The sequence below is a fragment of the Psychrobacter proteolyticus genome, from assembly GCF_038155145.1.
In the GTDB taxonomy this organism is placed as follows: domain Bacteria; phylum Pseudomonadota; class Gammaproteobacteria; order Pseudomonadales; family Moraxellaceae; genus Psychrobacter; species Psychrobacter proteolyticus_B.
Genome location: NZ_JBAKAY010000149.1, coordinates 1 through 219, shown reverse-complemented (window position 1 = coordinate 219; position 219 = coordinate 1). Strand labels below are relative to the sequence as shown.

General features: G+C 39.3%; 1 pseudogene. It reads right to left on the bottom strand.

The features are described 5' to 3' along the window. A pseudogene (locus V6252_RS13310) lies at positions 1-219 on the bottom strand (hypothetical protein); the annotation flags it as partial.

Genomic DNA, 219 nt, shown 5'->3' with positions numbered 1-219 from the left:
TCATTAGTAATAATCATATCTGTATCAAAAACGGAGTCAGATAGTTTGTCTTTGGTAGAAACACTACTTGGTACTGTAAGAAGGTCGTTAGAGTGTACATAGCTCGCTAACACTTGCACGTGCGGATTACGAGATTCAAAGCTCACAATGATATCGTCCAAAGGTATCTGTAAGTTCTCCTCTGCTCGAATGTATAAAACCCTGTCAGCAATCTCTCTT